The following is a 21,491-nucleotide window of genomic DNA, read 5'->3' as shown; positions in this document are numbered from 1 at the left end:
GCACCCGCGCCTCGCGCCGTCAAAGCTGCGCGGAAAGCCGCTTGATCTCGCGGTTCAGCACGCGCTCGTTGTCGGTGTAGTCGATCGGCACGTCGATCACGTGCACGCCCGGCGTCGCGAAACACTGCGCGAGCAGCGGCGCGAGTTCGTCGGCGGCGCTCACGCGGTGGCCGTGCGCGCCGTAGCTCTGCGCGTATGCAACGAAGTCGGGGTTCTGCAGCGTCATGCCGTAGTCGGGGAAATTCATGTTCTCCTGCTTCCAGCGAATCATGCCGAACGCGTCGTCGCGCAGGAGCAGCACCACGAGATCGAGCTTCAGGCGCACCGCCGTCTCCAGCTCCTGCGAGTTCATCATGAAGCCGCCGTCGCCGCACACGGCCATCACGCGCCGCTCGGGATGCACGATCTTCGTGGCGATCGCCGAGGGCAGCCCCGCGCCCATCGAGGCGAGCGCGTTGTCGAGCAGCAGCGAGTTCGGTTCGTGCGCGCGGTAGTAGCGCGCGAACCAGATCTTGTACATGCCGTTGTCGAGGCACAGGATGCCGTCCTCGGGCATCGTCTGGTACACGTCGTGCACGAGCCGCACCGGGTAGATCGGAAAGCGCGGATCGTGCTGTCCGCGCGCGAGATGCGCGTCGAAGTGGCGCTTGATCTCCTCGAAGCGCGTGAAGTCCCACGTGTGCTCGCGCGCCTTGAGGCTCTGCTTCAGTTGCCAGACCGCGTTGGCGATGTCGCCCACCACCTCGATCTGCGGGAAATATACGGGATCGACCTCGGCGCCGAGGAAATTCACGTGGATCACAGTCTTCTCTTCGGCGCTGCGCATGAAGAACGGCGGCTTTTCGATGACGTCGTGACCCACGTTGATGATGCAGTCGGCGTGCTCGATCGCACGGTGCACGAAATCGCCATCGGAGAGCGTCGCGTTGCCGAGCCACAGCGGATGCGATTCGTCGATCACGCCCTTGCCCATCTGCGTGGTGAAGAACGGGATGCCGGTTTCGTCCACGAATTCGCGCAGCACGTTGCGCGTGGTCTTGCGGTTGCCGCCCGCGCCGATCATGAGGAGCGGATGACGCGCGGAAGCAATCGCCGCCACGGCATGCGCCACGGCTTTTTCCTCGGCCACGGGGCGGCGGCTGTAGCTCTTGGGGATGGGCTTGCCGTCGCCTTCTTCGTCGGCCACGTCTTCGGGCAATTCGAGATGCACGGCGCCCGGACGCTCCTGCTCGGCCTGGCGAAACGCCTCGCGCACGAGCGCGGGAATGTTGCCGACGGAGACGATCTGGCGCGCGTACTTGGTGAGCGGCTCCATCATGCGCACCACGTCGACGATCTGGAAGTGGCCCTGCTTGCTGGATTTGATGGGCTTCTGGCCCGTGACCATCAGCATGGGCATGCCGCCGAGCTGCGCGTAGGCGGCGGCCGTGACGAAGTTGGTGGCGCCGGGGCCGAGCGTGGAGAGGCACACGCCGGTGCGGCCCGTGAGCCGGCCGTAAGTGGCGGCCATGAAACCCGCGGCCTGCTCGTGGCGCGTGACGATCAGGCGGATCTTCGAGCGCCGCAGCGATTCGAGCAGATCGAGGTTTTCCTCGCCGGGGATGCCGAACACGTATTCGACGCCTTCGGCTTCGAGCGCCTTCACGAACAGATCCGATGCTTTCATCGACCACCTCGCAAGCGTGAGCGGGTGGCCGGTCGCACACGCTTGCCTCGCGGCGGCGGCCGGCCTTCGCGGATGACCGACAGCGTACTCCCCCAGCAGAAATTGCGCCGGGAAGCGGGCGGGAAGCGGGCGGGAAGCGGGCGGGAAGCGGGCGGGAAGCGGGCGGGAAGCGGGCGGGAAAGCTCGCGGCCGGGCGGTCGCCAGGCCGCGAGACCGACTGGAAACGAGAGGCGCTCTCGCTCAGCGCATGATCGTGGCGCAGCCGGCGAGCACCGGCGCGGCGTTTGCGCCTGCGGTGGCGTCGTAGAGATCGGCGCGCGGCCCCTTGGTCCACCACGTATAGCGGTCGGCCTGATAGCGCACGCCCGAAGCGGCGATCGTGGAGACGAACAGCAGGCTCTGCCCCGCCACCGGCACGATCGCGAAGCTCTGGCCGTTCTTCGCGTTGAGGTAGGTCACCTTGAAAGTCTTGCCGTCCGCGCAGGTGTAGCTGAACGTGTGACGCGTCTGCGTCTGGATCTCGTTGACGGCGAGCGGCGCCGCGGCGGCAGCCGTCATCAGGGACGAGGCCAGCGTCAGCAGCGCCGCGCAGGTCGCGAGCTTCGGGTGGTTCATTGCGTTCTCCATCGGTGCATCATTCGTTGCCGGCGTCACGGCCCCGCGCGCTGCTTGCCGGGAAACGGCGATCAGGGGTCGATCGCGTCGGCGCAGGCGTCGGTCGGCATGGCGGCCGCGTGGCCCACCAGCGGCACGATCTTCAATCCCGCCGATGCGACCCGGCACGGCGCCGCCGCGAGACCGCAACCCGACAGGGCGCTCACGCACGCGAGCGCCACGAGGGCGCGCAGCCAGCGAAGCGACTTCGACTTGTTCATGCTCACCTTCCTGTTCCTGCCTGACACGGCCGAAGGCTAACTTCGGCTGACGGCTGCCGGTCAGCCCGACGCGGATGCACGGTCCGATGCGGCGTCGCATGGCAACGCCGCATCCCGCTCACCGGGCCGAGCCGCCCGCCACGGGCCGCACGGCGGCTGCCGCCGCGCGGGCGCGCTCGCGCGCCTCTTCGATATCGGCGCCCGTCGCGAGCGCCACGCCCATGCGGCGCTTCACAAAGCTCTCGGGCTTGCCGAAAAGCCGCAGGTCCGCGCCCGGCACGGCCAGCGCCTCGGCCACGCCCTCGAACGCGATGCCTTGCGCCTCGAGGCCGCCGTAGATCACGGCCGACGCCCCCGGACCGCGCGCGGTCGTATCGACGGGCAAGCCGAGGATCGCGCGCGCATGCAGCTCGAACTCCGAGAAGCGCTGCGAGGCGAGCGTCACGAGCCCCGTGTCGTGCGGGCGCGGGCTCACCTCGGAGAACCAGACCTCGTCGCCGCGCACGAACAGCTCGACGCCGAAGAGACCGCGGCCGCCGAGCGCCTCGGTCACCTTGTGCGCGATTTCGCGCGACCGTTCGAGCGCCTTCGCGCTCATCGGCTGCGGCTGCCACGATTCCACGTAGTCGCCGTCCACCTGCAAATGGCCGATCGGGTCGCAGAAATACGTTTCGACCTGGCCGCTCGCCGGATCGATCGCGCGCACGGTGAGCTGCGTGATTTCGTAGTCGAAGCGAATGAAACCCTCGACGATCACGCGGCCGTGGTTCACGCGCCCGCCCGCGAGCGCGTACTCCCACGCGCGCTCGACATCGGCTTCGCTCTTCACCACCGACTGGCCCTTGCCCGACGACGACATCACCGGCTTCACCACGCACGGGTAGCCCACTTTCGCGACGCCCGCCTTCAGTTCGTCGAGCGAATCGGCGAACGCAAAGGGCGAAGTCGGCAGCCCGAGCTCCTCGGCGGCGAGGCGCCGGATGCCCTCGCGGTTCATCGTGAGCTGCGCGGCGCGCGCGGTGGGGATGACTTCGGCCACGCGCCCGGCCTCGACGGCGGCGAGCGCGTCGGTAGCAATGGCCTCGATCTCGGGCACGACGAGGTGCGGGCGCTCGGCGTCGATCAGCGCGCGCAGCGCTTGCGGATCGGTCATGTCGATCACGTGGGCGCGATGCGCGACCTGGTGGCCCGGCGCGTTCTCGTAGCGGTCCACGGCGATCACTTCGACGCCGAGCCGCTGCAGCGCAATGATCACTTCCTTGCCCAGCTCGCCGGCGCCGAGCAGCATGACGCGCGTCGCCGATGGGGACAGCGGCGTGCCGATGCGCCTGACCGATTGCATGATCTCCATGATGTCTCCGGAATGCGGTGTTGCACGATACGAAAGAGGGCCGATGTTAACACGCCGCTCTCGCGGCGCGACGCTCGCAACACGATGCGAAAGGCGCCGCACAACAGGACGAGCTACAGGGCGTAGAACAGGATAAACAGGGTAATGCGGCCTTTGCGCTCGCGCGCAGACCCCGGACTGCGTTACGCTTACGCCTTTGCTGTTTTCCGCCGCTTTTTTGCTGTCTACGACGAGGACCGATGCGATGCCTGATCGTTCGAGCGCGCGCTTGAGCGCGCGACCATCCGGGCGCCCTGCCCCGCGCCCGCCGCGCCTGCGCGCGGGGCTGATCGCCTCGCGCATGGCACCCCTCGCCGCCGCGCTGATGCTTGCCGCCTGCAAGATGCCGGTGCATCACGATTCGTCGGCGCCGCCGCCCGACCCCTACACGCCCGCCGCCACGCAACTGCTCGACAACACCCAGTGGCAGCTCGTGCAATGGAAACAAGCCGACGGCACGCTGCGCGCCGTGCCGGGCGCGGCCGATGCCGCAGTTGCCGACGATGCCGCCAGCAGCCCCGCCGCCGCTGCGCCCGTCGCTTCGCCAAACGGCCGGCCGATCACGCTCGATCTCTCGACCGCCACCGGCCAGCGCCGCGCGAGCGGCTTCTCGGGCTGCAACCGCTACATAGGCACTTATAGGCTCAAGGACGGCCTGCTCTCGTTCGGCCCGCTCGCAGGCACGCGCATGGCGTGCGCTGGCGCGGGCGGCGACATCGAAGGCGCGTATCTCGACGCCCTCTCGCACATCGCGCGCACCGGCGTGCAGATGCACGAGCCCCAGGCGCTCCTCCTCATCCTCGAAGACGGCGACCGCCTCACCTTCACGCATCCGCCCGCGGACGCGAACGCGGCACAGCCCGGGCAATGAGCGGGGTGCGGCGGCACCGCGTGCCGCTCCCGGCGCGCCCGCCAGGCTCGCCGGGCCGAAGCCGGCGGCGTGGCGTAGCCGCAACCCGCAGTTCGGCCCGAACGGGCCGAACCGTTACACTCGACGCGTTGCACTTCTTCCCTACGTAGATTTATCGCATGCACACGGTAGTTCCTGGCTGGTTCGGCGTCTCATCCGTCTGGTTCATCCCCCTGATCTGGCGTCTCGTCAGGGCCGTCCTGCCGGGCGGCGCGGGCCTGCGCGGACCGGGCACGATCCGGCTCTGGCTCGGCTTTTTCTGCGTGCTCGTCGCAAGCTGCACGCTCGAAGCGACGCTCATCGACATCGCCGGGTTCGATGCGCTCGGGCGCGCGCTCGCTTCGGGGCTCGGCGGCCTTGCCGGCCATGCGGTCACGGGGCTCGTCATGGCGGGCCTCTTCTTCGTGAGCCTGCCGTGGCTCGTCGATTTCCGCTGGCGCGACGTACTGGCCTGGGCGGACGTGTCGCTCGGGCTCGGCCTCAATCTGCGTGCGCGCGGCGAAGACGACAACAACACAGCCCCGCGCGGCCGCCGGGCGGGCGCCGAAGACGCGCTCGCGACGCACATGACCGGCGTGGGCACGCTCAATACGCCGACGACGCTCGATGGCTCGCGGCGCCGTCGCCCAACCGTGTGGCGGCCGCCGGCCAGCGGCACCCGTGCGGCGTCGGGTGCTGCAGGTGCAACAGGTGCTACGGGCATGGCGGGCGCAAGCGCCGCGGCGGCTGCAGCCGCTGCAACGATCCGGGCCGGCGCGGCCGGCGCGCCAGCGGTGGTCAACAAAGCTGCGGCCGCTACCCCAGTGGGACGCCCGGCCGCGCCCGCCTCGCGCGTCGAGCCGAGTCTTGCCAGCGGCGCGGAGACGTCGCCGGCCTGGGCACGCACGGAACCCGTCGCGCCCGCGGGATGGCTGCGCGAGCCGGCGGCTAACGCGGCGCGCAACGCCGCCGCCACGCCCACCGACAACCGTCGCCCGATGACGCCGGGCGCGCCGCCCGTTGCGCCCGCCGCCACTCAGCCGCTCGGCCAGCCCGCCGCCGCTCCGGCGAATTGGCGTGCCGAACCGGCGAGGCCTCCCATGCCGGGCGCACGTCCCGTTGCGTCGTCGGCATCCGCCGCGTTGCAGCAGTCGCAGGCCGCCGCAGCCGCCAGTGCCGCCGTGCGCAGCTTCGTGGCCACGGCCGCCGCGCCGCCCGATCCGCTGACTTCTCCGTTTGCGAGTCCGCCGCCGGTACGGCGCAGCGCGCCGCCGCCCGTCGCGGGCAGCACGGCAGCGCGCGCCGCCGCGAACACCCCGCCCGCGCCGCGGCCGAAGCCGCCGCGCCCGTTCGTCTGGCCGACGCCCTCCGCACGCAACACGATGCGATCGCAGGCTGCCACTCCGGGCGTACAGGCGCCGGGCGTGTCCCCGGCTTTCTCGCGGCCTGCGGCGTCAACGACGCCCCCTGCACGCGAACCGCTCTCGACGAGCGTGATCGAAACGCTGCGCTCGATCGAGGAAAACGCCGCACGCTGGACGACGCTGGCCGGCGCGAGCCTCGCACGGCGCAACACGATCGAAGAGAACATGCCGCGTGCGGCGGAGACTGCTGCGCCGGCGGAAAGCGAAACCGGGGCGCGCGAGTCGACATCCGTCGCCACGGCGCCCGTGCCCGCACCGGTTGTCGCTGAGCCTGTTGTCGAACCGCTGCCGGATGTGCCGGGCACGGGTCCGGTGACTGCCGACGCGGCAACGCCGCCGACGGCCGTAGCGGAACCGGTTGCAACAACGGCGCCGGTTGTGGCTGCCTACGATGCGATGCCGGCTTTCGATCTGCCCTCGCTGACGCCTGCACCCGATATGCCGGCCGACACTGTCCCGGCGGAGCCAAACACGCCAGTTCCGGGCGCGCAGCCAGATAGCGACGACACCGCACAGCACGCCTTCGCTGCGGCTGCGACCGTGTCCCCGGCACCGAGGGCAGCGCAAGAGGCCGTATTGGATGCGGCCACCGATCTGACACCTGCATTCGAGACCGCAGCAACACCTGAGACTGCTGCTGTCGAGCCGATCGGCGTATCGCCCTGGGAGATGCTCGATCCGGCAGAGTCCACCTCACTGCACTCGGCCGCTGCCACACCGCCGCATATCGATGCCGTCGCGATACCGCACACGCCGACGCCCGTCACGACATGGCTCGACCCCGTGCATCTGGACACGCCCCCGGCATTTGCACCGCCTCCCGTCGCATCCGAGCCTTTCCATACGCAACCGGTGTGGCCGGAAAGCGAGCATGGTCTCGCGCCGTGGATCCTGCTGGACGACGAGTCCCCGGACGAAGAGCCGACCGCAACCGCCCCAGCCGAAGCACCGCCCGTCAGCTCGGCCCACGCCTCGCCGCCCGCGTATGAATTTGCGCCAGCCGCGCTGACTGTCGAACCCGAAGCCGAGGACGACGTAGCGCCGCCGGCCACCGTCGAGATTGAGCCTGAACGGGAAGGGGAAGCGCAAGCGGCACCGCTGGATCCAGCACCTTCGATCCAGCCCGCTCCGCCAGCCCCGCCCGAGATCCCGGACGGCTCGAACATCGTGCGCTTTGCGCGCGCAGTCCCCGACGCACCGCCGCACCCCGTCGCCGAAGAACCCGCGAACGAGACGCCGGGCATCGAGGGCGGCCCGGCCATCTTCACGCATCCGCCAGAAAACCTGCAGCCGGTGGACGCCGCCCCATGGCAGGCGCCCACCTCGAACCCGCCCGGCAACGTCGAACCGGCTACCGCCGCGATCGATATCGCTGTGCAACCGCTAGCCGCACCGGCGCCCTGGGACCCCTCCCCCGCCGCCGCACCGCTCGCACAGCCCGTCGCCCCAGAGCACCTTGCCCCGGCATTCGCCGCGCCGCCAGCCATCGTCCCGACCGCGACGCCAACGCCCGCGCCCGCACCAGAACCCGCCACGCGTCAGCCCGTCCGCGGCCACGCGCCGACCAGCTTCGAATTCCAGCCGCTTTCGGCCTCCATCGTCGAACTGCCGGGCGTCGATCTGCTCGAGCGCGCGTCGTCGGAAATGGAGCCCGTCTCCGAGCAGAAGCTCGCCGAAACCAGCCAGCTGATCGAGCAGCGCCTGCAGGAATTCAAGGTGCCGGTGACTGTCGTCGGCGCTTCGGCGGGGCCGGTCATTACGCGCTTCGAAGTCGAGCCGGCGCTCGGCGTGCGCGGCAGCCAGATCGTCGGCCTCATGAAGGACCTCTCGCGCGGCCTCGGCCTCACGTCGATCCGCGTGGTCGAAACGATCCCCGGCAAGACCTGCATGGGGCTCGAGCTGCCCAACGCGCGCCGCCAGATGATCCGGCTCTCGGAGATCCTCGAATCGGCGCCCTACCACCGCTCGCAGTCGAAGCTCACCATCGCGATGGGCAAGGACATCGTCGGCCACCCGATCGTCACCGATCTCGCCAAGGCGCCGCACATGCTCGTCGCCGGCACGACCGGCTCGGGCAAGTCGGTCGCGATCAACGCGATGATCCTCTCGCTCCTCTACAAAGCCACGCCCGAGGACGTGCGGCTCATCATGATCGACCCGAAGATGCTGGAGCTCTCGGTGTACGAGGGCATTCCGCACCTGCTCGCGCCCGTGGTGACCGACATGAAGCTCGCCGCCAACGCGCTCAACTGGTGCGTGGGCGAGATGGAGAAGCGCTACCGGCTGATGTCGGCCGTGGGCGTGCGCAACCTCGCGGGCTTCAACCAGAAGATCCGCGACGCCGAGGCGCAGGAAAAGAAGATCGGCAACCCGTTCTCGCTCACGCCCGAGGCGCCGGAGCCGCTCTCGCCGCTGCCGATGATCGTGGTCGTGATCGACGAGCTGGCCGACCTCATGATGGTCGCGGGCAAGAAGATCGAAGAGCTGATCGCGCGTCTCGCGCAAAAGGCGCGCGCCGCGGGCATCCACCTGATCCTCGCCACGCAGCGGCCGTCGGTCGACGTGATCACGGGCCTCATCAAGGCCAACATCCCCACGCGCGTGGCGTTCCAGGTGTCCTCGAAGATCGACTCGCGCACGATTCTCGACCAGATGGGCGCCGAGTCGCTGCTCGGCCAGGGCGACATGCTGTTCCTGCCGCCCGGCACGGGCTATCCGCAGCGCGTGCACGGCGCGTTCGTGGCCGACGAGGAAGTGCATGCCGTGGTGGAGTATCTGAAGCAGTTCGGCGAGCCGGAGTACGTGGAAGGGATTCTCGATGGCCCCGCCGGCGAAGGCGCGCCGCAGGACCTCTTCGGCGACGCCCCCGAAGCCGAGGCCGACCCGCTCTACGACGAAGCCGTGGCGTTCGTCGTGCGCACGCGGCGCGCGTCGATTTCGTCCGTGCAGCGGCAACTGCGCATCGGCTACAACCGCGCGGCGCGGCTCGTCGAGCAGATGGAAACGGCGGGCCTCGTCTCGCCGATGGGCATCAACGGCAGCCGCGAAGTGCTCGTGCCCGGCGGCCAGCCCGAATGACACGGGGCTGCACGCGCCGCCCCTTTTTCGCCAGGTCTCATCCCTTCGGGCGCAGCCTTCCCGTTCCCCTCAAGGCGCCACGAACTTGAAATCGACCGGCGAGCCGATATCGATCTGCTTCGGATCCGGCCCGAGCAGGCCCGTCTGCGGATCGCGGCGGAACACGTAGGCCGTGTCGCTGTTCTGGTTGCCGACGATCAGCCAATGCCCGGTGGGGTCGATGGCGAACTCGCGCGGCGACTTGCCGAGACTTGCCTCGCGCCCCACGCGCTTAAGCTTCCCGGTCGATTCGTCGACGGCAAAGATCGAAATGTCGTTGGCGTCGCCGCGATTCGAGACATAGAGGAACCGGCCGTCCGGCGAGAGATGCAGCGCCGCGGCCCCCACCGCGCCCTTGAAGCCCGGCTCGGCGAGTTTCTCGACCTGTTCGAGCGTCAGATGGCCGTCGCGATAGCGGAATACGCTGACCGTCCCGGCCAGCTCGCTCGTGAGATACGCATAGCGGCCGTCGTTGCCGAACACCAGATGGCGCGGACCCGTGCCCGCCTTTACGTCGGTATAGCGCCATTCGGTCGGGCCGAACAGGCCGCGGCTACCGTCCGGCGTGTAGCGGTAAGCGTAGAGCTTGTCGGTGCCGAGATCCTGGGTGAAGAGGTACTGGCCGTCCGGCGAGAACACAGTCGAATGCACGTGCGCGTTGTCCTGGCGACCCTTCACCGGGCCGCCGCCGTCGTGATGCACGGTGAGCACGGCCGGGCCGAGTTGCCCGTCCTGCTCGACGGGCAGCACGGCGAAGCTGCCGCCCGGGTCGGCGGCGACCGAGTAGTTCGCGACGAGCAGGTACTTGCCGTCCGGCGAGAGGCTCAGATAACACGGATCGTTGCCTTCGGACGACACCTTGTCGAGAAACGTGAGCTGCCCGCTCGCCGGATCGAACCCGAACGCGCTCACGCTGCCGCGCTGCGAGGCGGGGCCGTTGTCGCCCGGCAACTCGTTCACGGCATAAACGAAGCGGCGGTCGCGGCTCACCACGAGATACGAGGGATTCACCGTCTTCGCGACGCTCACCGGGGTCGCCTCGCCGGTCTTCGTGTCGAAGTGATAGACGTAGAGCCCTTCGCTCTTGCCGCCGGTATAGGTCCCGACGATCAGGTCATAGACGCCGTCTGCGGGCGCGGGGGCGGAAGACGTCTGCGCGAACGCATGGGTGGCAGCAACGGAGGCCATGATGACGAGAGCCCGGGTGAGCGATCGGGTAAGCCCGCCAGGACCGCGCGGCCGGTTGCGGGAGAAGCCGGGCACGGCGTATGCGTAAGCAGGGCGCTTGAACATGTCCATCTCCTTTTTCTTGCCAACCTCTGAAGGATGTGGACCCAGTATAAGAGAGGTTGGGAGCCCGCGCGCCGCGCGTGCCCAGCCCGACAAGGAAGCGAACATGAACGTCCATCTCGCCATCGGCCCGCTCGCCTCGCTGATCGCCGGCATCCTGATCCTGGCGGCTCCGCGTCTGCTCAACTACATCGTGGCGCTGTACCTCATCATCATCGGCATCGTGGGCCTGTTCGGCACCAACGGCCACTTCTGACGCATCGCACACCCTCCCTTTACCTCGCCGCACGCCGCCGCCTGCGGCCGCTCGCCCCCTCTCAAGGTGCGCTTTTGCGTACGCCCGCGCGCCCACGACGCAAAACGCATTGCACGAGCGGCCCGGGAGCCACTAATCTTGTGCGTGCAATCTGCCGTTAAACCCGGTACCGGACCCGCTGTCGAGTCGTCCGGCGCCTGTCAAATTGCTTACCATGCCCGCACCCATTGAAGACTATGCCCTGATCGGCGACGGCCACACGGCCGCGCTGGTGTCCCGCGCCGGCTCCATCGACTGGCTCTGCTGGCCGCGCTTCGACTCCGGTGCGTGCTTCGCCGCGCTGCTCGGCACCGAGGCGAACGGACGCTGGCTCATCGCCCCCGAAGCGGGCGAAGGCGTCGAGATCAAGACCACGCGCCGCTATCGCGGCGAGACGCTGATCCTCGAAACCGATTTCGAAACGCCCGAAGGCGCCGTCACGCTGATCGATTTCATGCCGCCCGGCAACGGCTGGTCGGAGCTCGTGCGCATCGTGGTGGGCCGGCGCGGCACCGTGCGCATGCAGTGCGAACTCGTGCTGCGTTTCGACTACGGCTTTTCGGTGCCGTGGGTGAGCCGGCTCACCTACGAAAGCGGCATCAAGGCGATCGTCGGCCCGGACACGGTCGTGCTGCGCACGCCGGTCGACCTGCAGGGCGAGAACATGCGCACGGTCGCCACGTTCGAGGTCAAGGAAGGCGAGCGCGTGCCGTTCTCGATGGCCTATGCAGCCTCGCACCTGCGCCTGCCGCCGCCGCGCGATCCGTTTTCGGCGCTCGCGCGCACCGAGAACTTCTGGTCCGAATGGTCGGCGCGCGGCACCGTCGAGGGCCGCTGGGCCGGGCCCATCCGCCGCTCGCTCATCACGCTCAAGGCGCTCGCCTACGAGCCCACGGGCGGCATCGTCGCGGCCCCCACCACGTCGTTGCCCGAGCAACTGGGCGGCACCCGCAACTGGGACTACCGCTACTGCTGGCTGCGCGACGCCACCATCACGCTGCTCGCCATGATGCGCGGCGGCTACTACGACGAGGCGCGCGCCTGGCGCGCATGGCTCGGCCGCGTGATGGCGGGCTCGCCCGCGCAGTTGCAGATCATGTACGGCATCGCGGGCGAGCGTCGCCTGCCCGAATTCGAGGTGGACTGGCTGCCCGGCTACGAGAACTCGGCGCCGGTGCGCATCGGCAACAACGCGGTCGGGCAGTTGCAGCTCGACGTCTATGGCGAAGTGATGAACGCGCTGCATCTCGCGCGTGTGGGCGGCCTGCAGGCCGACGACACGGCCTGGTCGATCCAGTGCGCGATGCTCGAACACCTCGAAACGATCTGGACCGCTCCCGACGAAGGCATCTGGGAAACGCGGGGCGGCCGTCAGCACTTCACGTTCTCGAAGGTGATGGCGTGGGTGGCGTTCGACCGGGCGGTCAAGTCGGCGGAGAAGTTCGACCTGCCGGGCCCGCTCGATCACTGGCGCGCGCTGCGCGACACGATCCACGAAACCATCTGCGAGCGCAGCTTCAACAGGACGCTCAACACGTTCACGCAGGTCTACGACGGCACCGAGCTCGACGCGAGCCTGCTGCTCATGCCGCTCGTCGGCTTCCTGCCGGCGTCGGACCCGCGCATCGCGGGCACGGTGGCGGCGATCGAGCGCGACCTCATGTGCGAAGGCTTCGTGATGCGCTACCGCACGACCGAATTCAACGACGGGCTGCCGCCCGGCGAAGGCACGTTCCTCGCCTGCAGCTTCTGGATGGTGGATAACCTCGCGCTGCTGGGCCGCATGGACGACGCGCGCAAGATGTACGAACGACTCCTCTCGCTCGCGAACGACGTGGGGCTGCTCGCCGAGGAATACGATCCGATCGCGGGCCGGCTGGTGGGGAATTTCCCCCAGGCGTTCTCGCACGTGGCGCTCGTGCACACGGGGCTGAACCTCATGCGTCACGAGCAGGAGATGGCGAAGGAAACGGGACACCCGCCGTGCGCGGGCGTGCCGGCCGAAGCCGAAACTGTTGCGGCGCAGTGACGTGGCGATCCGCTTTCGCCCAGGTGGGTTAAACTATGGTTGTTGCGCCGCACAACAATCGGGGGGTCGATGCCCGGCCCCGGCTTGCGAGACTTGTCGCGCGCGCGGGTCCGCCCGGACCTTTTTTTGACTCTTTTTGACTGTCCGTCCAACCCCGTCCGCCCCGATCCCACACCGCGCCCCAAGCGCGTGCGCCCCGGTGCGAACCGCCCCATGAAGCTGGAGCACCCATGCTCTACCAAATCCGTGAATTTCAGCGCGCGTTGCTGAGCCCGCTGACCGCCTGGGCCCAGGCGGCCTCGAAGTCGTTCTCGAACCCCGCCAGTCCGTTTTCGCTGGTGCCGGGCGCCACGCGCCTCGCCGCCGGCTACGAACTGCTCTACCGGCTCGGCAAGGACTACGAGAAGCCCGAGTTCAACATCCGCCAGATCACGAAGGACGGCTTCAACATTCCGATCGTCGAGCAAACGATCGTCGAAAAGCCCTTCTGCCGCCTGCTGCGCTTCAAGCGCTACGCCGACGACAGCCACGCCGTCACCACGCTCAAGGACGAGCCCGTCGTGCTGCTGTGCGCCCCGCTTTCGGGCCACCACTCCACGCTGCTGCGCGACACGGTGCGCACCCTGCTGCAGGACCACAAGGTCTATATCACCGACTGGATCGACGCGCGCATGGTGCCGCTCGAAGCGGGCCCGTTCCACCTCGACGACTACATCGCGTACATCCAGGACTTCATCCGCCATATCGGCGCGCGCAACCTGCACGTGATCTCGGTGTGCCAGCCCACCGTGCCGGTGCTCGCGGCGATCTCGCTGATGGCAAGCCGCGGCGAAGACACCCCGCTCACGATGACGATGATGGGCGGCCCGATCGACGCGCGCCGCAGCCCCACCTCGGTCAACTCGCTCGCCACCGAGCATTCGCTCGAATGGTTTGAAAACAACGTGATCCACACGGTGCCGGCCAACTATCCGGGCGAGGGGCGCGCGGTGTATCCGGGCTTCCTGCAGCACACGGGGTTCGTCGCGATGAATCCGGGGCGCCATGCGGCCTCGCACTGGGACTTCTACAAGAGCCTGTTGCGCGGCGACGAGGAAGACGCCGAAGCGCACCGCCAGTTCTACGACGAATACAACGCAGTCCTCGACATGGCCGCCGAGTACTACCTCGAGACCATCCGCACCGTGTTCCAGGAGTTCAGCCTCGCCGAGGGCACGTGGGACGTGGCCGGCGAGCGCGTGCGCCCGCAGGACATCCGCAAGACGGCGCTGCTGACGATCGAGGGCGAACTGGACGACATCTCCGGCTCGGGCCAGACGCGCGCGGCGCACGACCTCTGCACGGGCATCCCCGAAGCGCACAAGCATCATCTCACCGCGGAAAAGTGCGGCCACTACGGCATTTTCTCGGGCCGTCGCTGGCGCACCATCATCTATCCGCAACTGCGCGACTTCATTCGTCAGCACGAACCGGCCACACGACAGCACGCGAGCGAAAGCGCAGTCGCCTGAGCGCGCGCGAGCGGCTCGAAGCCCGCGCAAGCCACGAAAGAAAGGCGCGCGCCGTCATGCACGGCGCGCGCCTTTCGTTTTTCCGCGGTGTAGGCCGCGCTTGCCCGCGGTTGTCCGTACTTGCCCGTACTATTTGCGCATCAGGAAAGCGAGCAGCATCTCGGTGTTCAGCTGGATCATCTCGGCACGTTCGGCCGGCGTGCTGAAGTCGCGCCCGAGCGTCGAGGCCAGCGTGAAGCGGTTCGACACGATGTAGTAGCCCATGCCGGAGAGCGTCACGTAAAGCCGCAGCGGATCGATGTTCGAGCGGAACAGTCCCGCCGATTCGCCGCGCGCGAGGATCGCGCCGAGCGTCGCCACGACGGGCGAGATCATCTCGCGGATGCGCGTGGACTTCTGCATGTAGCGGGCTTCATGCAGATTCTCGTTGTTGATGAGCCGCAGGAACTCGGGGTGGTCGCGGTAGTAGTCCCACACGAAATGCGCGAGCCGCGTAATGGCCTCCACGGGCGCCAGGTCCGCGAAATCGAGCGTGCGTTCCGCTTCGGTGAGCGCGCAGAACGCGTGCTCGAGAACAGCGGTGAACAGCTGCTCCTTGCTGCCGAAGTAGTAATAAAGCATGCGCTCGTTGGTTTCCGCGCGGCGCGCAATCTGGTCGACGCGGGCGCCGAACAGTCCGCCATTGGCAAATTCTTCCGCCGCGGCCAGCAGGATGCGGCGGCGCGTGCCTTCAGGATCTCTTTTGATTTTGGGTTGATTCATGGTGGCAGGATCGCTCGGTAAGCCGCGTGTTCCGGATCGCGCTGCCGGGCCTCTCCTAGCCCGTTTTTTCGCCTTTCGGCGGCAGCGTTGAACGGGGCGCGCCAGGTTAATGGACCGACACCCTTCATCCTACGGTCTTGCGTTCGCTGTTGTTGTATGCGGTTTTATGCCGTGTATCGCGCCGCGAAGCAGCACGCTGCTTCGATGCCCTCTCTCACGACCTTTGCTTTCGCCGTCCTTCCTGCAGTGCCCGGCGCTGTGCTTGCATGCTCTTCTTCGATGCCCGGGTTCGACACCGTCGTTCCACGCCTTCGTTCGACGCCGTACTTTTACGCCGTACTTCGAATTAAGCGCTTTGATTATGGCACATGGCCCGCCAATGGCAATGCGGGAAATCGGCGATAATGCGGGCTTCGGCTCCCCGCCCGCGCCGCCCGCCGCGATGGCCCTCCCCGGTCGCACGGGCGCCCCGCGCAAGGCCAGCCCTCCGACGTAGCAAACGTGAACGATTCCAAAACACTTGCAGATCGCATCGAAGATCTGCTGCCCCAGACGCAATGCACGAAGTGCGGCTACGACGGCTGCCGGCCCTATGCCGAAGCCGTCGCCGCCGGCACCGCCAGCTACAACCAGTGCCCGCCCGGCGGCGCCGAGGGCGTGGCGCGCCTTGCCGCCTTGCTCGGCAAGCCGGTCATTCCGATCAACCCGGTCAACGGCGTCGAGCGAGCGCGCCCGGTTGCCTTCATCGACGAAAACCTCTGCATCGGCTGCACGCTGTGCATGCAGGCCTGCCCGGTCGATGCGATCGTCGGCGCTCCGAAGCAGATGCACACGATCGTCGAGGCACTGTGCACGGGCTGCGACCTGTGCGTGCCGCCCTGCCCGGTGGATTGCATCGCGATGATCCCCGTGACGGGCGACGCCACCGGCTGGGACGCCTGGACCCAGCAACAGGCCGACGCAGCGCGCGTGCGCCACGACCGTCGTCTCGCCCGGCTCGCTGGCGAGCGCGACGCGGCCGTTGCGCGCGCAGCGGCGCGCCGGGCGGCGACTGCGCCGGCAACGGCAGCAGCAGTGCCCGCGCAGCCGGCCGAATCTGCTGCAGCCGCACAATCCGCGAGCGCCCCGGCCGCCGACGACGCCGAAGCGAAGAAGAAAGCCATCATCCAGGCCGCGCTCGAACGCGCCCGCCGCAAGAAAGCCGAAATGGCCGGGCGCGGCGAAGGCCCGCGCAATACCGACAACGTGAGCGCCGACGTGCAGTCGCAGATCGACGCGGCCGAGGCGCGCCGCCGGCGCATCGGCATCGACGAAAACGCAGTGGACCCGGGCAGCACCCCGTCCGCGGACAAGAACGACGACACGCCGGCATGAGCGGACTCACCGAGCGGACTCACTGCGCGAACTCACCACGCCCTCACTGAGCCAACCCACTGAGCGGCTTCAACCAGCGACCAAGCGACCCCCACCACGAGCATGAACGCGACCAAGCGCCGGGCCATCTACGAAACGCTGCAAAGCCTCAACCCGCATCCGACCACCGAGCTCGAATACAAGACGCCGTTCGAACTCCTGATCGCCGTGATGCTCTCGGCGCAGGCCACCGACGTGTCGGTCAACAAGGCCACGCGCAAGATGTTTCCGGTGGCGAATACCCCCGAAAAACTGCTCGGGCTGGGCGAGGAACGCGTGGCCGACTTCATCAAGACCATCGGCCTCTATCGCACCAAGGCGAAGAACGTGATCTCGACCTGCGAGATCCTGCTCGCGCAGTACGGCGGCGAAGTCCCGCAAACGCGCGAGGCGCTCGAAGGCTTGCCGGGTGTCGGCCGCAAGACCGCGAACGTGGTGCTCAACACGGCCTTCGGCCAGCCGACCATCGCCGTCGATACGCATATCTTTCGGGTTGCGAACCGAACGGGCCTCGCCCCCGGCAAGGACGTGCGCGCCGTGGAAACCGCACTCGAAAAGTTCACGCCGCCCGAGTTCCTCCAGGATGCGCACCACTGGCTGATCCTTCATGGCCGCTATGTCTGCAAGGCGCGCCGACCCGAGTGCTGGCAGTGCGTGATCGAGCCGCTGTGCGACTTCAAGCCGAAGACGCCGCCGCCCGATCTGTGAGCGCCGCTCGCGTCCCCACCCCCGCCCGCCCTGCGACGCAATGCGGCGTAAAATGAGCGCTCGCAACGCACGTATTCCCCACCGACGATGTTCAATCCCAGCCGCGACGAAGTCCGCCGCTTTTTCACCGAGACCTGGCGCAAGCAACGCGCGGGCGAAATCCTGACGCCGCTCGAAGCGATTGCCGCCGACTGGATCGTCGAGCATCCCGAGTACCACGGCGAGCTCGCCGATGCGGATACCGCCGCCGCCCAGGACTATTCGCCCGAGCGCGGCCAGAGCAATCCCTTCCTGCACCTCTCGATGCACCTCGCGATCAGCGAGCAGCTTTCGATCGACCAGCCGCCCGGCATACGCGCGGCGCACGACCGGCTCGCGGCGCGCCTCGGCTCCACGCACGACGCGCAGCACGCCATCATGGAGTGCCTCGGCGAAACGATCTGGGAAGCCCAGCGCACCAACACGCCGCCCGATACCGACGCCTATCTGGCTCGCATCGAACGGCGCGCCTCGCGCGACTGAAGCGCACGGCATCGCGCATAAAAAAACCCCGCGATCGCCGCGCCCGGTTGGTGACGGGCGGGGCTTTCGCGGGGTTTCGTCCGCATGCGGCGCGGCTGCGCGCCGCATGCGCGTGAAACGTCAGGACGTCACTTCTTGTCGACCAGATCGCCCTTGAGCGATTCGATATAGGCGGCCAGGTCCTTCATATCGCTCTGCGAGAGACTCTGCACCTGCGCCTGCATGATCGGATTGTTGCGGCCCAGATGCGGGTTGTCCGTGCCCATCTGATACTGGCGCAGCGCCCAGTAGATGTAGTCGGCGTGCTGGCCCGCGAGCTTCGGATACTCGGGGCTCACCGGGCTGTTCAGCCCGACGCCGTGGCAGGCGGCGCAGTTGTGGCTCTCGGCGAGCACCTTGCCGTTGGAGGCGTCGGCGGCATGCGCCGGATTCAGCGCGAACGTCGCGGCCAGCGCGGCGGCGCAGGCGGCACCTCGTGCGAGCGCGGCGAAAGCGCCGGCATTGCGGGATTGCACGGCCTCATGGGGCTTGTTCATGAATTCTCCTCTGTAGGCCGGAGTGGGCGCTTTAGCGCTTGCTCCCGTCCCATGCAAAGCTGTCGATCGCGGTTGGTCCTTGCGATCCCATGCCAATCGATTGCCGCCGGGTGGCGCTTATTTATCGGGATTGTTTTTCGATGCCGCCGTCTGCGACGAGTAATACGCCGCGATATCGGCGATATCCTGGTCGGAAAGCGAAGCGGCGATCGCGTGCATCGTCTCGAAGTGTCGGTCGCCCTTCTTGTAGCTGTGCAGGGCGTTGGCGATGTACTGGGCGTTCTGGCCGCCGAGGATCGGTACGTGGTAGACCTCGGGGTAGGCGGTGCGATAGTCGGGAATACCATGACAGCCGATACACATCGCCACCTTGGACTGGCCCGCCTTCGCGCTGCCCACGACATCCGCGTGAGCCGTGGCCGCGAAGCCCGCCAGCACCGTCAACGCTGCGCCCACGACGTGCCTGCCGACAATTTTTTTCATAGCACTCAACCTGGCTTGAGGGGATTCGAACGCCCGAACCGCAGGCGGCAGCCTGCGCCGTTTGTACTGCCGTTGTACTTGTGCGTCGCCGTGCTGGCCGAAAAAAATCGAACCGATTGTACCGCGACGCCGCGCGGCCCGTCCACACAGCGCGCCACGCCTGGCGGGCTTCCCCGGGGGGTGCCTGGTAACCGACCGCGGGCCGCCCGGCTCGGTTGCGCCGGCACCCAGGGCAGAACCGGAGCCCCGGCGCCCCGGCGTGCCCCGGGGCTGCCATGACCGACCCCGAGCGCCCTGGCCCTCCGGCCAGCCCCTGCCGACCGGACCTCCGCGGCTGGCGACGTCCGGCTGGAGAGCTTCGGCCGGCGCCAACGATACGCGAGGCGCCTCCGACGCGACATCCCATCTGACTTATACTGGGTTTTTTTTCAGTGAGCGGTTCACCATGTGCGCCACGCGTTTCGAAGGCTCATCGCAGTACGTCGCCACCGACGACCTCAAGCTCGCGGTCAACGCCGCGATCACGCTGAAGCGTCCCTTGCTGATCAAGGGCGAGCCGGGCACGGGCAAGACCATGCTGGCCGAAGAAGTGGCTGCCGCGCTGAACATGCCGCTCATGCAGTGGCACATCAAATCGACGACGAAGGCGCAGCAGGGCCTCTACGAATACGACGCGGTTTCGCGCCTGCGCGACTCGCAGCTCGGCGACGAGCGCGTGAAGGACATCCGCAACTACATCGTGAAAGGCGTGCTGTGGCAGGCGTTCGAGTCGGAGCAGCAAAGCGTGCTGCTGATCGACGAGATCGACAAGGCCGACATCGAATTCCCGAACGACCTGCTGCGCGAACTCGACCGCATGGAGTTCTACGTGTACGAGACGCGCGAGCTCATCAAGGCAAAGCAGCGCCCGCTCGTGATCATCACGTCGAACAACGAGAAGGAATTGCCCGACGCCTTCCTGCGCCGCTGCTTCTTCCACTACATCAGCTTTCCCGAGCCTGCCACGATGCAGCAGATCGTCGAGGTGCACTATCCGGGCATCCGCAAGGATCTGCTCAACGCCGCGCTCACGAGTTTCTTCGAACTGCGCGGCGTGGCGGGGCTGAAGAAGAAGCCGTCGACCTCGGAACTGCTCGACTGGCTCAAGCTCCTGCTCGCCGAGGAGATTCCGCCCGAGGCGCTGGCCGCCGCCGGCGGCCAGAAGTCCATGCCGCCGCTCGCGGGCGCGCTGCTCAAGAACGAGCAGGACATGACGCTCTTCGAGCGTCTCATCTACATGAACCGCCACAACCGCTAGAGCGCCGCGCGCGCGACTCGTACAAGCTCGCGCGCCCTACGCGCCGCGAGCCCGGAGACCCCGCATGCTGATCGACTTTTTCTACACGCTGCGCGACGCGAAGCTGCCGGTTTCCGTGAAGGAGTACCTCACGCTCGTCGAAGCGCTCAAGGAGCGCGTGATCGCGCCGTCGCTCGACGATTTCTACTACCTCGCGCGCATGACGCTCGTGAAAGACGAGCAGTACTTCGACCGCTTCGATCAGGCTTTCGGCGCGTATTTCCGCGGCATGGAGAAGAAGTCGGAGCTCGCCTTCGACATCCCCGAGGACTGGCTCAAGAAACGGCTCGAGCGCGACTTCACGCCCGAGCAGCGCGCGCAGATCGAGGCGATGGGCGGACTCGACAAGCTCATGGAGCGCCTGAAGGAGCTCTTCGAGGAGCAGAAGGAGCGCCACGAAGGCGGCAGCCGCTGGATCGGCACGGGCGGCACTTCGCCCTTCGGCAACGGCGGCGACAACCCCGAGGGCATCCGCATCGGCGGTGAAGGCGGCCAGCGCAGCGCCGTGAAGGTGTGGGACGCGCGCGCCTACCGCGACTACGACGACCAGGTCGAGATCGGCACGCGCAACATCAAGGTGGCCCTGCGGCGGCTGCGCCGCTTCGCGCGCGAAGGCGCCCACGAAGAACTCGATCTGCCGGACACGATCCGCAGCACCGCCGCCAACGCGGGCTGGCTCGATCTCAAGATGGTCCCGGAGCGGCACAACAACGTGAAGGTGCTGATGCTGCTCGACGTGGGCGGTTCGATGGACGACCACATCAAGCGCACCGAAGAACTCTTTTCGGCAGCGAAGGCCGAGTTCAAGCACCTCGAGTTCTACTACTTCCACAACTGCGTCTACGACTACCTGTGGAAGAACAACCGCCGCCGCCATGCCGAGCGCACGCCCACGTGGGATCTGCTGCACAAGTTCACGCCCGACTACAAGCTGATCTTCGTGGGCGACGCCACCATGAGCCCCTACGAAGTGCTGCAGCCGGGCGGCTCGGTCGAATACAACAACCCCGAGGCGGGCGCCGTCTGGCTGCGCCGCTTCGCCGACCACTTCCCGCACTTCGCGTGGCTCAATCCCGAGCCCGAACGGCTCTGGGAATACCGGCAGTCGGTATCCGTCATCCGCGAGATTCTGGGCCATCGCATGTATCCGCTCACGATCGCGGGGCTCGAAACGGCCATGCGCACGCTGAGCAAGTAACGCGCGATACATCCACGCCCCCCACGCAGGCGCACGGGCACATAAGC

18 protein-coding genes are annotated in these 21,491 nt (G+C 67.8%); 10 read left to right on the top strand and 8 right to left on the bottom strand.

Annotation, left to right across the window (positions count from 1 at the left end):
- Positions 1–19 precede the first annotated feature (19 nt).
- From U5760_RS22480 to purT, 4 genes are all read right to left on the bottom strand, one after another.
- The gene (locus U5760_RS22480) at positions 20–1,666 is read right to left on the bottom strand and encodes an acetolactate synthase large subunit (RefSeq protein ID WP_322014498.1); all 1,647 of its coding nucleotides are present in this window, start codon (positions 1,664–1,666) and stop codon (positions 20–22) included.
- Positions 1,667–1,906: 240 nt separating this feature from the next.
- On the bottom strand, positions 1,907–2,224 hold the full coding sequence (locus U5760_RS22475) for an MliC family protein (protein ID WP_415914155.1): 318 nt from the start codon (positions 2,222–2,224) through the stop codon (positions 1,907–1,909).
- Between the two features lie 128 nt (positions 2,225–2,352).
- Positions 2,353–2,541, bottom strand: a complete 189-nt coding sequence (locus U5760_RS22470; protein WP_322014496.1) for a DUF6726 family protein — start codon at positions 2,539–2,541, stop codon at positions 2,353–2,355.
- A gap of 118 nt (positions 2,542–2,659) precedes the next feature.
- Positions 2,660–3,883: a formate-dependent phosphoribosylglycinamide formyltransferase gene (purT, locus tag U5760_RS22465; RefSeq protein ID WP_322014595.1), complete on the bottom strand. Its 1,224-nt coding sequence runs from the start codon at positions 3,881–3,883 to the stop codon at positions 2,660–2,662.
- A gap of 349 nt (positions 3,884–4,232) precedes the next feature.
- Here purT and U5760_RS22460 point away from each other — a divergent pair, with 349 nt between their 5' ends.
- Positions 4,233–4,802, top strand: coding sequence for an META domain-containing protein (locus U5760_RS22460; RefSeq protein WP_322014594.1), 570 nt, complete (start codon positions 4,233–4,235; stop codon positions 4,800–4,802).
- Positions 4,803–4,960: 158 nt separating this feature from the next.
- Complete coding sequence (locus U5760_RS22455; RefSeq protein ID WP_322014495.1) at positions 4,961–9,322, top strand: DNA translocase FtsK; 4,362 nt, start codon at positions 4,961–4,963, stop codon at positions 9,320–9,322.
- A gap of 69 nt (positions 9,323–9,391) precedes the next feature.
- On the opposite strand, the gene U5760_RS22450 is transcribed toward U5760_RS22455, so the two are convergent.
- Positions 9,392–10,549 (bottom strand): lactonase family protein, encoded by a 1,158-nt coding sequence (locus tag U5760_RS22450; protein WP_322014593.1) that lies wholly within the window; start codon positions 10,547–10,549, stop codon positions 9,392–9,394.
- Positions 10,550–10,757: 208 nt separating this feature from the next.
- Here U5760_RS22450 and U5760_RS22445 point away from each other — a divergent pair, with 208 nt between their 5' ends.
- The 3 genes from U5760_RS22445 (at position 10,758) to U5760_RS22435 (ending at position 14,486) form a co-directional block, all read left to right on the top strand.
- Positions 10,758–10,907, top strand: a complete 150-nt coding sequence (locus tag U5760_RS22445) for a DUF3096 domain-containing protein (RefSeq protein ID WP_322014494.1) — start codon at positions 10,758–10,760, stop codon at positions 10,905–10,907.
- Between the two features lie 214 nt (positions 10,908–11,121).
- Positions 11,122–12,975: a glycoside hydrolase family 15 protein gene (locus tag U5760_RS22440; RefSeq protein WP_322014493.1), complete on the top strand. Its 1,854-nt coding sequence runs from the start codon at positions 11,122–11,124 to the stop codon at positions 12,973–12,975.
- A 230-nt stretch (positions 12,976–13,205) separates the two neighbouring features.
- Positions 13,206–14,486 (top strand): polyhydroxyalkanoate depolymerase, encoded by a 1,281-nt coding sequence (locus U5760_RS22435; protein WP_322014492.1) that lies wholly within the window; start codon positions 13,206–13,208, stop codon positions 14,484–14,486.
- A 129-nt stretch (positions 14,487–14,615) separates the two neighbouring features.
- Here U5760_RS22435 and U5760_RS22430 read toward each other — a convergent pair whose 3' ends face one another.
- The gene (locus U5760_RS22430) at positions 14,616–15,248 is read right to left on the bottom strand and encodes a TetR family transcriptional regulator (protein ID WP_322014491.1); all 633 of its coding nucleotides are present in this window, start codon (positions 15,246–15,248) and stop codon (positions 14,616–14,618) included.
- A 501-nt stretch (positions 15,249–15,749) separates the two neighbouring features.
- Here U5760_RS22430 and rsxB point away from each other — a divergent pair.
- From rsxB to U5760_RS22415, 3 genes are all read left to right on the top strand, one after another.
- On the top strand, positions 15,750–16,622 hold the full coding sequence (gene rsxB / locus U5760_RS22425; protein ID WP_322014490.1) for an electron transport complex subunit RsxB: 873 nt from the start codon (positions 15,750–15,752) through the stop codon (positions 16,620–16,622).
- Between the two features lie 102 nt (positions 16,623–16,724).
- Complete coding sequence (nth, locus tag U5760_RS22420) at positions 16,725–17,369, top strand: endonuclease III (protein ID WP_322014489.1); 645 nt, start codon at positions 16,725–16,727, stop codon at positions 17,367–17,369.
- An 87-nt stretch (positions 17,370–17,456) separates the two neighbouring features.
- On the top strand, positions 17,457–17,891 hold the full coding sequence (locus tag U5760_RS22415) for a DUF1841 family protein (RefSeq protein WP_322014488.1): 435 nt from the start codon (positions 17,457–17,459) through the stop codon (positions 17,889–17,891).
- A gap of 128 nt (positions 17,892–18,019) precedes the next feature.
- Here U5760_RS22415 and U5760_RS22410 read toward each other — a convergent pair whose 3' ends face one another.
- Both U5760_RS22410 and U5760_RS22405 read right to left on the bottom strand, forming a co-directional pair.
- Positions 18,020–18,427, bottom strand: a complete 408-nt coding sequence (locus U5760_RS22410; RefSeq protein WP_322014487.1) for a cytochrome c — start codon at positions 18,425–18,427, stop codon at positions 18,020–18,022.
- A 117-nt stretch (positions 18,428–18,544) separates the two neighbouring features.
- Complete coding sequence (locus tag U5760_RS22405) at positions 18,545–18,910, bottom strand: cytochrome c (RefSeq protein ID WP_322014486.1); 366 nt, start codon at positions 18,908–18,910, stop codon at positions 18,545–18,547.
- A 445-nt stretch (positions 18,911–19,355) separates the two neighbouring features.
- On the opposite strand from U5760_RS22405, the gene U5760_RS22400 reads away from it, so the two are divergent.
- A complete protein-coding gene (locus U5760_RS22400) occupies positions 19,356–20,207 on the top strand; it encodes a MoxR family ATPase (RefSeq protein WP_322014485.1) in 852 nt (283 codons plus the stop codon).
- 64 nt (positions 20,208–20,271) lie between these two features.
- Entirely contained in the window at positions 20,272–21,444 is a 1,173-nt protein-coding gene (locus U5760_RS22395; RefSeq protein ID WP_322014484.1) for a VWA domain-containing protein, read from the top strand.
- Positions 21,445–21,491: the final 47 nt, after the last annotated feature.

The sequence above is a fragment of the Paraburkholderia sp. J12 genome, assembly GCF_905220215.1.
Taxonomy (GTDB): domain Bacteria; phylum Pseudomonadota; class Gammaproteobacteria; order Burkholderiales; family Burkholderiaceae; genus Paraburkholderia.
Note: the sequence above shows the minus strand (reverse complement) of the source record. Positions and strands in the feature narration are given on the sequence as shown.